9 protein-coding genes are annotated in these 13,131 nt (G+C 72.3%); 4 read left to right on the forward strand and 5 right to left on the reverse strand.

The genetic code is table 11. From position 1 onward, the window contains the following. Positions 1 to 23: 23 nt before the first annotated feature. Complete coding sequence (locus IG08_RS0117955) at positions 24 to 839, reverse strand: hypothetical protein (RefSeq protein WP_030602903.1); 816 nt, start codon at positions 837 to 839, stop codon at positions 24 to 26. 196 nt (positions 840 to 1,035) lie between these two features. Here IG08_RS0117955 and glgX point away from each other — a divergent pair, with 196 nt between their 5' ends. Continuing rightward, positions 1,036 to 3,153 (forward strand): glycogen debranching protein GlgX, encoded by a 2,118-nt coding sequence (gene glgX, locus IG08_RS0117960; RefSeq protein WP_030602905.1) that lies wholly within the window; start codon positions 1,036 to 1,038, stop codon positions 3,151 to 3,153. On the opposite strand, the gene IG08_RS0117965 is transcribed toward glgX, so the two are convergent. Beyond that, a complete protein-coding gene (locus tag IG08_RS0117965; RefSeq protein WP_063757779.1) occupies positions 3,150 to 4,553 on the reverse strand; it encodes an MFS transporter in 1,404 nt (467 codons plus the stop codon). The genes glgX and IG08_RS0117965 overlap by 4 nt on opposite strands. A gap of 81 nt (positions 4,554 to 4,634) precedes the next feature. On the opposite strand from IG08_RS0117965, the gene treY reads away from it, so the two are divergent. Both treY and IG08_RS0117975 read left to right on the forward strand, forming a co-directional pair. Beyond that, positions 4,635 to 6,998, forward strand: coding sequence for a malto-oligosyltrehalose synthase (treY, locus tag IG08_RS0117970; protein WP_030602911.1), 2,364 nt, complete (start codon positions 4,635 to 4,637; stop codon positions 6,996 to 6,998). Between the two features lie 420 nt (positions 6,999 to 7,418). Continuing rightward, positions 7,419 to 8,669, forward strand: coding sequence for a M14 family zinc carboxypeptidase (locus IG08_RS0117975; RefSeq protein ID WP_030602914.1), 1,251 nt, complete (start codon positions 7,419 to 7,421; stop codon positions 8,667 to 8,669). 60 nt (positions 8,670 to 8,729) lie between these two features. Here IG08_RS0117975 and IG08_RS0117980 read toward each other — a convergent pair whose 3' ends face one another. The 3 genes from IG08_RS0117980 to IG08_RS0117990 all read right to left on the reverse strand — a co-directional run bounded on the left by IG08_RS0117980 (position 8,730) and on the right by IG08_RS0117990 (position 11,226). Next, positions 8,730 to 9,155 carry an SSI family serine proteinase inhibitor gene (locus IG08_RS0117980; RefSeq protein ID WP_030602916.1) on the reverse strand — a complete coding sequence of 142 codons (426 nt, stop codon included), beginning with the start codon at positions 9,153 to 9,155 and terminating at the stop codon, positions 8,730 to 8,732. After that, complete coding sequence (locus tag IG08_RS0117985; protein WP_030602917.1) at positions 9,152 to 10,501, reverse strand: M14 family zinc carboxypeptidase; 1,350 nt, start codon at positions 10,499 to 10,501, stop codon at positions 9,152 to 9,154. The genes IG08_RS0117980 and IG08_RS0117985 overlap by 4 nt, the downstream gene beginning before the upstream one ends. 173 nt (positions 10,502 to 10,674) lie before the next feature. Then, positions 10,675 to 11,226: a DUF1707 and FHA domain-containing protein gene (locus IG08_RS0117990; RefSeq protein WP_030602920.1), complete on the reverse strand. Its 552-nt coding sequence runs from the start codon at positions 11,224 to 11,226 to the stop codon at positions 10,675 to 10,677. Positions 11,227 to 11,366: 140 nt separating this feature from the next. On the opposite strand from IG08_RS0117990, the gene treZ reads away from it, so the two are divergent. Beyond that, the gene (treZ, locus tag IG08_RS0117995; protein ID WP_030602923.1) at positions 11,367 to 13,112 is read left to right on the forward strand and encodes a malto-oligosyltrehalose trehalohydrolase; all 1,746 of its coding nucleotides are present in this window, start codon (positions 11,367 to 11,369) and stop codon (positions 13,110 to 13,112) included. Positions 13,113 to 13,131: the final 19 nt, after the last annotated feature.

The raw sequence follows: 13,131 nt of genomic DNA on the forward strand, positions 1-13,131 counted from the left end.
TGGAAAAGTGGACGGAGGTCGGCTCAGCCGTGGTCGAGGTCGGCGACCTTGCGGGCACTCAGGTCGATCACCAGGGACCTGGCGTCGATCCACGGCCCGTTCTTGACCTTCACGAACAGCCGCACGCAGCGGTGCTCACCGCACTTGTCGAGTACGGCGGGCTGGGCGCCCGCACTGGCCCGGTAGACCCCGCCGCTCAGCGTCAGCTGGTCCGGGGAGGTGAGCTCCTTGCCGGTGGCGTCCTTGTAGTCCGCCTTGAGGTCCGCGCCCAGGGGATCGGCGATCAGGAGCTGGGCGGCCTCGATGTTCTCGGCACGGCTCAGCGGCGGCTGGACGCCGTGCTGGGTGGCGGTCTCGACGACCTTGCCGGCGTCGAGGTCGACGGTCTTGGTGACGAGGCTGTCGTCCCGGTAGTCGTAGAACGTCACGTCGGCACGCCGGGGCGCGTTCGGGTCGTCGACCTCGTCGGCGTCCGGCTCCGCGAGGTCGACGGTGAGGCGCTGCGGACCGCGGTCGCCCTCGACGTCCTCGGTCGCGTTGAACAACTGCCGGTTCACCGCGATCTGTTCGACCCGCTTCATCTCGTCGTCGGTCAGCGGGTCGCGGCCCTCGCCCTTGTCGCCCTCGGCGGGGGCCTCCTCGACCACACCGGGCGCGACGGCCGAGTCCTGTCCCTGTCCTGCCTGCTGCGCGGCCTGACTGCCCGTCCCGCCGTTTCCCGCCTCACCGGCTCCCGCGGTGCCGGGCAGGGTGATTCCGATCATCACGGCGGTCCCGGCCACCGCGATGGCCGCACCGGCCACCACCTTGCCGAGATGGCGGTGCACTATGTTGCGCACATCTTCCCCCTACTCCCCCAACATCACCGGGAGTACGTCTTTGCCCCACTGGTTCGGCATTTCGCGACAGCGTTGATCGCGGATGCACTGGTCGATCGGTAAGAGGGACGTAAGTCATAGGTGGTTCCCTCACTTTCGGGGAGACTCAGGACCAAGGCGCCCACGGCGGCGCGGGACACCTGAAAGAGTCGTATCCATGCAGGTCTGGCCTGGAGAGGCGTATCCACTCGGTGCCACGTACGACGGCGCCGGCACCAATTTCGCGGTCTTCACCGAGGCCGCGGACCGAGTAGAGCTGTGTCTGCTGCACGACGACGGCTCGGAGACGGCGGTGGAACTGCGGGAGAGCGACGCGTTCGTACGGCACGCCTACCTGCCCGGCGTCATGCCTGGGCAGCGGTACGGCTTCCGCGTGCACGGCCCGTACACCCCCGAGCGCGGCATGCGCTGCAACTCCGCGAAGCTGCTGCTCGACCCGTACGCGCGCGCGATCAGCGGCTCGATCCGCTGGGGCGAGGAGGTGTACGGCTACCACTTCGACTCCCCGGACAAGCGCAACGACCTGGACTCGGCCCCGCACATGATGTCGTCGGTCGTGGTCAACCCCTACTTCGACTGGGGCGACGACCGGCGGCCGCGCACCGAGTACCACCACACGGTGATCTACGAGGCCCATGTGAAGGGCCTCACCATGCGGCATCCGGGCCTGCCCGAGGAACTGCGCGGCACCTACGCCGCCCTCGCGCACCCGGCGATCATCGAGCACCTCACCGAGCTGGGCGTCACGGCACTGGAGTTGATGCCGGTCCACCAGTTCGTGAACGACCACCGCCTGGTGGACATGGGCCTCAACAACTACTGGGGCTACAACACCATCGGTTTCTTCGCCCCGCACAACGCGTACGCCTCCTGGGGCGACCGCGGCCAGCAGGTCCTGGAGTTCAAGTCGGCGGTGCGGGCGCTGCACGAGGCCGGTATCGAGGTCATCCTGGACGTGGTCTACAACCACACCGCCGAGGGCAACCATCTGGGCCCGACCCTGTCCTTCAAGGGCCTCGACAATCCGCAGTACTACCGCCTGACGGACGACCCCCGTTACTACATGGACACCACGGGCACCGGGAACTCGCTGCTCATGCGGTCCCCGCACGTCCTGCAGCTGATCATGGACTCGCTGCGGTACTGGGTCACCGAGATGCACGTCGACGGGTTCCGCTTCGACCTCGCGGCCACCCTGGCCCGGCAGTTCCACGAGGTGGACCGGCTGTCGTCGTTCTTCGACCTGGTGCAGCAGGATCCGGTGGTCTCCCAGGTGAAGCTGATCGCCGAACCGTGGGACGTGGGCGAGGGCGGCTACCAGGTGGGCAACTTCCCGCCCCTGTGGACCGAGTGGAACGGCATGTACCGCGACACCGTCCGCGACCTGTGGCGGGCCGAACCCCGCGCGCTGGCCGAGTTCGCGTCCCGGCTGACCGGCTCGTCCGACCTCTACCAGGACGACGGGCGGCGCCCGTTGGCGTCCATCAACTTCGTGACCTGCCACGACGGGTTCACACTGCACGACATGGTCTCGTACAACGAGAAGCACAACGACGCCAACGGCGAGGACAACCGGGACGGCGAGAGCCACAACCGGTCCTGGAACTGCGGTGTGGAGGGCGAGACCGATGACCCGGCCGTGCTGGAGCTGCGCGCCCGGCAGATGCGGAACCTCATCGCCACGCTGATGCTCTCCCAGGGCGTGCCGATGATCAGCCACGGCGACGAGGTCGCCCGCACTCAGCGCGGCAACAACAACGCGTACTGCCAGGACAGCGACCTCGCCTGGGTGCAGTGGCCCGACGGCGAGGGGCTCGGCAGCGAGATGCTGGACTTCACGCGCGCGATGGTGTGGCTGCGCAAGGACCATCCGGTCTTCCGCAGGCGGCGCTTCTTCCACGGGCGGCCCGTGGAGGGCACTCACGACGAGCTGTCGGACATCGCATGGTTCACCCCCGAGGGCGGGGAGATGACCCAGCGGGACTGGGACCGCGCGCCGGCGTCGGCGCTGTCGGTGTTCCTCAACGGCAACGCGATCTCCGAGCCCGGCTCGCGCGGGGAGCGGATCGCCGACGACTCGTTCCTGCTGATGTTCAACGCCTCGCCCAGATCGCTGGAGTTCGTGGTGCCGGTCAACCACGGACGGCAGTGGCAGGTGGTGGTCGACACCGCTCGCTCCGACGGGGTCCCGCCGGGCACGGGCGTCAAGGTGCAGGCCGGGGACCGGCTGACCCTGGTGGACCGCAGCCTGGTGGTGTTGCAGCGCCCCGTCTAGGAGGGCGAGTTCGTGTGCCTTTCGCCGGGCACGCGCGCGTGGAGAAGGTTTTCGGTGCGTCCGGTGTACGGGGCCGGGCGCACCGTCAGCGCGATCACGCAGGCGAGTGCGGCCGCCGCGCTCGCCGTCCCGAAGGCCGCGACAGGACCGTACGACTCGGCCAGGCGGCCGGTGACGGCGACCGCGAGGGCCTGGCCGCCGACGAGCGCGCTCGTCGCGAAGGCCATGGCCTCGGCGAGCCGGGTGGGCGGCACCGCACGTTCGGTCAGCCCGAAGACGGTGATGAGGTGCGGGGCGTAGGCGACGCCGAGGACGGTGACGACCGCGTACAGGGCGGGGAGGCTGTCCGTCCACAGCAGGGGCAGGGAGAGGCCGAAGGCGGCCGCGGTGGCTGCCTTCCAGCGTGACGGCAGTCCGATGCCGACGGGTACGGCGGCCATGGACAGGCCTGCCGCCGCGCTCATCACTCCCATCGCCGCGTACACGAGTCCGGCCTGGTCCGGCTGTCCGAGCCGCTCCGTGAGCGCGGTGATGCCGGCCTGGCAGGCGCCGAACATGGCTCCTTGGAGTGCCAGGGCGGCACGGAGGGCGTGGACGGCGCGGGGCGTCGGGACGGGACCGGAGCGTCGTGGCGCGGACGTCGGGACGCGACCGGAGCGTCGCGCCGCAGACGTCAGGACGCGACCGGAGCGTCGCGCCGCAGACGTCAGGACGCGACCGGAGCGTCGCGCCGCAGACGTCAGGACGCGACCGGTTCGTCGTGGCGTCGGCGTAGCGACGGAACGGGGGCGTGTCTCCGTTGCCGTCGGGTGCAGTGCGAAGCCGCTGCCGCACAGGGCCACCAGGATCGCGGCCGCGCCCAGGGCGTACGCCGGATGGGCGAGGACCGCGGCGAGCCCGACCAGGGCCGGACCGAGGACGAAGGAGATCTCGTCCAGCGTGCTCTCGAAGGAGAGCGCGGTGGCCACCGTCGCGTCGGAAGCCTTCGCACGGCGGGCCAGAGCCACCAGGCGCGTGCGGCCCAGAGGGCCGATCAGCGGCACGCTCGCGCCTGCCGTCGCCCCGAGGAGGGCCAGGACCACCGTGGGCAGCCCGGCGAGCGCGCCGGCCACGAGCGCGGCGATCGCGACGGCGTTGACGAGGGAGAACACGAGGACGACGGTCCGCTGGCCGTGCCGGTCGGCGAGCCGGCCCACCAGGGGCCCGCAGGCCACCTGCCCGATCGCGAGCGCACCGCCGGTCAGCCCCGCGGCGGTGAGGGAGCCGCTCGTCCGGGCGACGAGGAGCAGACTGCCGAACTGGATGGTGGCGGTCGGCAGCCGCCCGAGGAAGGACACCACCGGCAGCAGCGGTCCGGTCAGGCCGATGACCTCTCGGTACGTGCGCCCCGTGGTTCCCATCGCACGAAGCTAGCCACGCGCGCGGGCGCATGTGCAGGGGACGATGACACGAATGACGGCAGGGCGGGTACGTAGGTTTGCATGACACCTGAGCGATCTGACCCGGCGGTGCCGACGGCCACGTACCGGCTGCAGCTGCAGCCCGAGTTCCCGTTCGGGGCCGCGGCGGCAGCCGTGCCGTATCTGGCCTCGCTCGGCGTCTCGCACCTGCACCTGTCCCCCGTCCTGGAAGCCGTCCCGGGCTCGGCGCACGGATACGACGTCGTCGACCACGCGCGCGTGCGGGAGGAGCTGGGCGGCGAGGACGGGTTGCGGGCGCTGGCGCGGACCGCGCGTGAGCACGGGCTCGGCCTGGTGGTGGACATCGTGCCGAACCACATGGCGATGGCCCCGCGCCACAACCACGCCCTGTGGGAGGTGCTGCGCGAGGGCCCCAAGTCGCCGTACGCGCGCTGGTTCGACATCGACTGGGAGGCGCAGGGCGGGCAGGTGCTGCTGCCGGTGCTCGGACACCCGCTGGGCGCGGAGCTCGGCAACCTGACGGTCGACGGCGACGTGCTGCGCTACTACGACCATGTGTTCCCGCTCCGCGAGGGCACCGAGGAGCTGCCGCTGCCGCAGCTGCTGGACGCGCAGTGGTACCGGCCGGCGTGGTGGCGACTGGCCCGTACGGAGCTCAACTACCGGCGTTTCTTCAGCATCTCGGAGCTCATCGGGGTGCGGGTCGAGGACCCGGAGGTGTTCGAGGCCACGCACGCCAAGATCTTCCAGCTGCTGCACGAGGGTGTGGTCGAGGGGCTGCGCGTCGACCATCCCGACGGCCTCGCCGACCCCGACACCTACCTCCGACAGCTGCACGAGGCGACCGGCGGCCGCTGGACGGTCGTGGAAAAGATTCTGGCGGACGGGGAGCACCTGCCCGCCTCCTGGCCCGTGGCGGGGACCACCGGCTACGACGCCCTGCGTCAGATGGACGGGCTGTTCACGGATCCGGCGGGGTTCGGGGAACTCCTGGGCCAGTACCGGCGGTTCGCGGCCCCGCAGACGGACCGGGGCGGGGAGTGGGCCGCGACGGTGCGGCGGGCGGCGTACAAGGTGCTCACGCACGAGCTGGCCGCCGAGATGGACCGGCTGACCCGGGTGGCGAGCCGGGTGTGCGCCACGTCGCCGGAGCCGGCGGTGCGGGACCGCGCGCCCTGGGCGCTGCGCACGGCGCTGCAGGAGCTCCTGGTCCGTCTGGAGGTCTACCGCCCGTACGCGTCCGGGGACGCCGCCGCCGTGGTCACGGAGGAGGCCGCGGCCGAGGCCCGGCTCGCCTTCGTCGTCGCCGAGGAGGCCGGCGCGGTCGACGTCGTACGGGATCTGGTACTGGGGCGGGTCGGTGACGGTCCGGAGCACGGGGAGTTCCAGGCACGGTTCGCGCAGACCGCGTCGGCATTGCGGGCCAAGTCCGTGGAGGACACGGCGTTCTACCGCTATGTGCCACTGCTGTCGGCGACGGAGGTGGGCGGGAACCCGGGGAGTCCGGCCGTGTCCCCCGAGGGCTTCCACGCGTACTGCGCGCGCGTGCAGCGCGACTGGCCGGTGACCGGGACCGTCGCGTCGACGCACGACACCAAGCGCAGTGCCGACGTGCGGGCGGCGCTGGCCGTGCTCACCGAGTGCCCGCAGCGCTGGGCGGACGTCCTGGCCGAGGTGACGCGCACCGGCGAGGGGGTGCCCGACGCGCAGCTGGCGTGGGCGGCCTGGCAGACGGTGTTCGGGCTCGGTCCCGCGGCCGCCGAGCGTGTTCAGGGGGCCCTGTCGAAGCATGTGCGGGAGGCCGGCCTGTACACGAGCTGGACGGAGCAGGAGCCGGCGTACGAGGAGGCGGTGGCCGCGTTCGTCGGGGCCGGGCCGTGCGGGGTGCCGGGCGAGCACGTGGCCGCCTTCCGGAGCCGGCTGGAGCCCCACATCCGGGCGAACGTCCTGGGCACCGCTCTGGTCCAGCTGACGATGCCCGGGGTGCCGGACGTCTACCAGGGCACGGAGGGCGAATACCGGGCGCTCGTGGACCCGGACAACCGGCGGCCCGTGCGGTTCCCGCCGGAGGATCCCGGAGGCGCCGGAGACAAAGCCGCATTGACGGCGGCCGTACTGCGGCTTCGCCGGCGACGGCCGGCCGTCTTCGGGGACGCGGCGACGTACGCGCCACTGACCGCGGCGGGACCTGCGGCGGCCCACTGCACGGCGTTCGTGCGCTCGGGCGAGGTGCTCACCGCCGTGACCCGGCTTTCGCTGCGGCTGGCGGAGGCGGGCGGCTGGCGTGACACGCTGCTGCCGCTGCCGCCGGGGGTGTGGGCCGATGTGCTCGCTCCGGAACGGGAGTTCACGGGGCACGCGCGCGTGGAAGAGCTTTTCGAGCGGCTGCCGGTGGCGCTGCTGGAGCTGCGTCCGGGCCGGTGAGGTCCTGCGAGGGGACCATGCTGCGATCAACTCACCACCGGCGCGCACGCCTTCGCCGCGCGCCGTGGCATCGTCCTCGCGACCGGCTCACGCCCGCGTACACTCCCGGGGCCCGTGCCGGACGCCCGGCGCGTGGTGACGAGCGGCGGCGCACTCTTCGCGGCCGGGCCGGAGACGGCCGTACGCGGGCCTGGCCCGCGTGTCGGTCTCGGAACACCGGGCGCGGCCCGCATCGGCGGGGGGCGCCGGAGCCCGCTACCCCGATCGGGAGGGCGCGAACAACCCAGCTGGCACGTATCTCTCTACCGGCTGCCGGTAAATGCATCTGGGCGCCCCCTGGAGCCTCCCCCATGACGTCCTTGACACCTCAACCAGACCGTGGGGTAGTGAGGATTGCGAAGCCGGGCGGATGCGTAGGGGGTGAGTCTGCTGGCGGACCTGTGCTACCCCACAGTGACCGAACTGACCTCCTCTGTCCGGGCGTTGGCCGCCGGCCGGCCGGGCGTCTGCAGACTGCGGCAGGTGGGTGTCTCCCGCGCGGGCAGACCCCTGCACCTGCTGTCGGTGGGACATGCACGACGCGCCGTGCTGGTCGTCGCGGGCGCCCACGCCAACGAGCCGACCGGCAGCCTCACACTCCTGTCGGTCGCCGAACGTGTTCTGGACGAGCGGGAGTTGCGGTCCGACACGTCCTGGCACTTCCTGCTGTGCGCGGACCCCGACGGGGCAAGTCTCCATGTCACCCCGTCGCCGCGCAGCCTGTTCGACTACCACCTCGGCTTCTTCCGGCCCGCGGGTGAGGAGCAGCCGGAGTGGGCGCCGTCCGTGCTCCCGCCCGACCGGCTGCCGCCCGAGACGCGCGCCCTGACCGGCGTCATCGACGAACTGCGCCCCTACCTCCAGGTCACCCTGCACGGCACCGATCTGGGCGGCAGCTGGGTGCAGTTGACGAAGGACGTCCCGGGTCTCGCCGAGCCGTTCGCCAAGTCCGCGGCGGAGCTGCACATTCCGGTGGAGACCGGCGCCTCGGACGCGGCGGGCTGGCCCGCCTCCGGCCCCGGGGTGCATGTGATGCCGGCACCCGGCGCGGGCGCGGCGTACCCGAGCATGCCGGACGACGCACGGCACAGCACCTGGCACCACGTCCACCGGTACGGCGGTCTGACCGCGATCGTCGAGGTGCCGATGTGGGCGAGCGACCTGGTGGACGATCCGGCACCGCATCCGGCACCGGCCGCGGCGATGCGCCGGCTGGCGGGCCGGCTGCTGCGGGACGCCCGGGAGGTGGATCGGGTGCTCGCCGACGCGAAGCCGCGTCTGGAGGGCATCGACGGGCCGCTGCTGCGGGCCGCCACGTGGGGCCTGGAGCTGGTGCCGGGGCTGGCCGCGGACTGGATCCACACGCCGCCCGCCGACCACACGAGGGCCTACATCGGCAGCGTGGACGCATTCGCCCGCCGACTGCCGTTGCGGGCGGCGGCCATGCTGCTGCGGGTCCTGCGGGAGACCGACGACCGCGCGGCTCCGCGTCTCGAACGCCTCGTCTCGACCTGGAGCCACGCCTTCGCGGAACGCTTCCGGGCGCGCTGGGTGCCCTTGGAGCACCAGGTCGAGCACCAGTCCCGCACGGTCGTCGCGGCGGTGCTGCACGCGCGCGACTACGCGGCCTGAAGGGCTCCTTCGGAGCTCGCCGCCACGCGCGCGTGCAGCACCCGCCCTACAGCACGGGCATCAGCTGTCCAGCGCGAAGACCGACCCGGTCCGCGCCCCCATCACGCACCCGTTGGAGAAGGTCTGCGTGTAGTCGACGGGCCGGCCGTGCCACTCCCCGCGCGCGTGGGCGGTGACGGGTGCGTAGATCATCGTGCAGTAGACGTCCTTGGGCGCGATCGCCTCGATGTCGCCGTCGGCCGCCTCGAGTTCCGCGCAGGCCTCGGCCGCCTGTGCGTGTCCCTGGGGCGGGTCGCACAGCAGCAGGGTGCCGCGGGTGTCGCTGGAGCGGGCGTCGCCCTTGGTGACGGTGACGAAGAGCCAGTTGCCGCCGGTGGACTCCTGGGCCGTCGCCGGGACCGCGCCGGCGAGGAGGAGGGCGGCCGCCGTCAGCGCACCGCCGCGCGCTGCTCGCCGTACCGCTTTCGCTGTGATGGTGTACGTCATTCCTGGTGCATCGGCACGGCGGCCTCGGAACCCCACCCCGGCTCACCCGAACGGGAGCACGCGGGCGCGTGCCGCGAGGCGAGTTCGAACGCGGCGAGCACCACCCGCGACTGGTACTCGACCTGGCGGGCGACGGGTATCCAGCGCGCCCCGCAGCCGTCGCGGTAGTCGGCGCACCACGCGTCGACGAGCCGGTCCAGCTCCGGCAGCGCACCGGCCGGATCGCCGCCGGCGTGTGTCACGAGCTGGTGCAGCAGTCCCGCCGTGCGCAGGGCCAGCCGTCGTCCGGCGATCCGCAGGGCGGCCAGGTGGGCGGTGCTCAGGGGCGGCAGCGGACGCACGCCGTCGGCGATGTCCGGGTCCCAGGTGTCGGCGAGGCCGGGGCCGACCAGTAAATAGTCCTCGACCGGGGCGAGCAGCCGGGCCGCGTCCGGGGCGCCCGAGACGTGCGGGCGGATCCGCGCGAGGATCCCCTCCAGGAGCAGCGAGTCGCGGCGCAGGGCGTGGCTGACGGTGCGCAGGACGGCGGCCGCGTCGGCGGGCGAGCTGCCGTCCTCCACGGCGGCCACGCCCCACATGGGCGCCTCTACGACGGCGGTCACCGTGCCGTGCCGGTGCGGGTGGAACCAGGTGGACTCGACGGCGGCCTCGGTGATGGCCGCGGCCAGGTCGCCGGGCCGCGGCGGCGGTATCCGGTAGACGGCGGGCCCGAGGCTCGGCCAGTACAGGGTGTCGTAGGGGCCGAGTTCGCGCGGTATGCCGAGACGGGCCGCGGAGTGCGCGACGCGCTGCGCGAGGCCGGGCAGGTCGTGGGTCAGCTCGACGAAGCCGCCGCCGACGTCGACGCCGTGCAGGGAACACTGCAGGAAGGGCCGCAGTTCGTCCTGGAGGTCGAGCAGGGCGCGGGTCTCCGGCAGTGCGGCGCCGGCCGCGCCGTCGGGCAGCCATTCGGGCTGCTCCTGGAAGCCCGGCCGGAAGAAGTTCCGGAAGTAGCGGCCGAGGGCGTACGGGCCCTGCAGCCAGCCCTCGTTGCGGCGCAGACCGTCGGGGTCGAGGCACAGCAGCAGGTTCCAGGTGGCGTCGGCGTCCACGGTGAACCGGGGGTCGGCCAGCGCCCGCTCGGCCAGCCTGAGGACGGTGGCGCCGCCCACGGGTTCGTTGGCGTGCGGGCCCGCGACGACGAGGGCCTGGCGGCTGCCGTGGCCGACGGAGAGCAGCCACAGGGGTGTGCCCGCGCGGGAGGTGCCGACCCGGCGCAGCCGGGCGTCCCTGGGGTGGCGGGCGACTAGCGCGGCAGCCCGCTCGCCCAGCTCGTCGACGGTCGGGTAGCGGAGGAGGGGCAGCAGGGCACACCTCCACGATGTGGTGCCGTCGGTTCACCTGATGTGCATGGTGTACGCACAGTCAGTCACGACTTGTCGGGTACGTCAACACCATGAGAAGCAAAGGGATTTGAACCGATACGCCCGGTGAAGTCCGGGCCAGAGATGAGGTTCGGCTCACTTGGCGAGCCGCCCGCTCAGTCGGTGGCGAGCCGGAAGAACATCCGCCCGAACCCGACCTGGTCGCCCTCGCGGACGACGGCCGCACCGATGACCCGCCGCCCGTTCACCGTCGTGCCGTTGGTGGAGCCGAGGTCGCGCAGCACCCACATGCCGCCCTGGCGGCTGAGTTCGGCGTGCACGCGGGAGACGGTCTCGTGCGAGAGCCGGAGCCCGCTCGCGGGGTCGCGGCCGATGCGCAGCGGGTGGCCGTGGCCGGGGTGGGGCAGCAGCAGCTTGGGGAGGCGTTCGGCCTGCCAGGCCCTGCGCAGCCGTACGGTGAAGCCGGAGACGGCCTCGACGGTGCCGAACACCAGGCGGGAGACGCGGCTCTCCGTGGGCAGGTCGGCGGTGAGTGCGGCGAGTTCGTCCGAGCGGCGGGCGGAGAGCGCCAGCTCCATCCGCCTCACGAACGTGTCGTGCGACAGCCTTCCCATGGCGACGCCGTCACGGAGCACCTTCAGCGCCTTGTCGCGCTCCGCGTCGGACAAGCGCGCGGGGTACGTGTTGAACTCGAAGGACGACGTCACGTTCGTGATTGTCGGGCAGTGAACCCCGGGTGTCCAGAAGACATGAGAACGGCCGCCATGCGCGATTCAAAAGCGGATTGATCTCGTTTGACGCACCATGGACGGGCTACATCACGGTGAGCAGACGAAGGGGACCGTCCGTGCAGTTCGAGGTGTGGGCACCACAGGCCGACCGGTTGACGCTCCATTGCGAGGGCGCCACGCGCGCGTTGGAGCGCGATCCTGAACGCGCGGGATGGTGGTGGGGGGACGCGGAGGCCGAGGACGGCACGCGCTACGGCTTCGCGCTGGACGACGGCCCCGTGCTGCCCGACCCGCGATCGCGCCGGCAGCCGGAGGGCCCGGACGGACTCAGCGCCGTCGTCGACCACGAGCGGTACGCGTGGCGTGCCGAGTGGGCGGGCCGGCCGTTGCCGGGCGCGGTCCTGTACGAGCTGCACGTGGGCACGTACACCCGCGAGGGCACCCTGGACGCGGCCGCCGAGCGGCTCGGGCACCTGGTCGAACTCGGCGTCACACACGTCGAGTTGATGCCGCTGTGCCCCTTCCCGGGGCGGCACGGCTGGGGGTACGAGGGGGTCTCGCTGTGGGCCGTGCACGAGCCGTACGGCGGTCCCGAGGCGCTGAAGCGCTTTGTCGACCGGGCTCATGAACTGGGTCTGGGCGTGGTCCTGGACGTGGTGCACAACCATCTGGGCCCGTCGGGCAACTACCTGCCCGCGTTCGGCCCGTACTTCACGGACACGCACCACACGCCCTGGGGGTCCGCCGTCAACCTGGACGCGCCCGGCTCGGACGAGGTGCGCGCGTTTCTACAGGGCAGTGCGCTGGCGTGGCTTCGGGACTACCGGATCGACGGGCTGCGTCTGGACGCGGTGCACGCGCTGGCGGACACGCGCGCGTGCCACTTCCTGGAGGAGCTGTCGACGGCCGTCGACGCCCTCGCCACCGAGGTGGGCCGGCCGCTGTTCCTGATCGCGGAGTCGGACCTCAACGACCCGCGACTCATCACGTCCCGCGCGGGGGGCGGTCTCGGGCTGCACGCGCAGTGGAACGACGACTTCCACCACTCCCTGCGCACCCTGCTGACCGGCGAATCCGAGGGCTACTACGCCGACTTCGGGCGCGCTCCCTTCGAGTCGCTCGCCAAGACGCTCACGGGCGGCTACTTCCACGACGGCACGTACTCGAGCTTCCGAGGCAGGCATCACGGGCGCCCGCTGGACCGTACGCGCGTGGCGGCGCACCGGCTGCTGGGCTACAGCCAGACGCACGACCAGGTCGGCAACCGCGCCCAGGGGGACCGGCTTTCGGCCTCGCTCTCCCCCGGGCTGCTGGCCTGCGCGGCCACACTCACGCTGACGGCGCCCTTCACGCCGATGCTGTTCATGGGCGAGGAGTGGGCGGCGGGCACGCCGTGGCAGTTCTTCACCGACCACACCGATCCCGAGCTGGCCGATTCCGTACGGCGGGGCAGGCGGCGGGAGTTCGCGGCGCACGGCTGGGCCGAGGAGGACGTGCCGGACCCGCAGGACCCGGCGACCCGTGACCGTTCCTGCCTCGACTGGTCCGAGCCCGAGAGCGAGCCCCACGCGCGCGTGCTGGCCTGGTACCGCCGGCTCATCGCCCTGCGGCACGAGCAGGCGGACCTCACCGATCCGGACCTCGCGGACACCAAGGTGGCGTACGACGGGGAGCAGCGCTGGCTCGCCTTCCGGCGCGGGGACGTCCGGGTGGCCGTGAACCTCGCCAAGTCTCCGGCGGCCATTCCGCTGGGCCCCCGCGAGGCACGCGTACTGGCCGCCTGGGAGCCCGTGGAGGCGCCGGGCGCGGACGGGGTGCTGCATGTGCCCGGGGAGTCGTGCGTGGTGCTGCTGCAGGCCTGAAGGCGTCGCCGAGCAGCCC

Origin of the sequence: Streptomyces fulvoviolaceus (genome assembly GCF_000718165.1) — a bacterium.
GTDB lineage: Bacteria > Actinomycetota > Actinomycetes > Streptomycetales > Streptomycetaceae > Streptomyces > Streptomyces fulvoviolaceus.

What these genes read in the sequence shown, in the direction of transcription:
- glgX (WP_030602905.1), top strand. Translation starts at nt 1,036, where the DNA reads ATGCAGGTCTGGCCTGGAGAGGCGTATCCACTCGGTGCCACGTACGAC.
- IG08_RS0117965 (WP_063757779.1), bottom strand. Translation starts at nt 4,553, where the DNA reads ATGGGAACCACGGGGCGCACGTACCGAGAGGTCATCGGCCTGACCGGA.
- treY (WP_030602911.1), top strand. Translation starts at nt 4,635, where the DNA reads ATGACACCTGAGCGATCTGACCCGGCGGTGCCGACGGCCACGTACCGG.
- IG08_RS0117980 (WP_030602916.1), bottom strand. Translation starts at nt 9,155, where the DNA reads ATGACGTACACCATCACAGCGAAAGCGGTACGGCGAGCAGCGCGCGGC.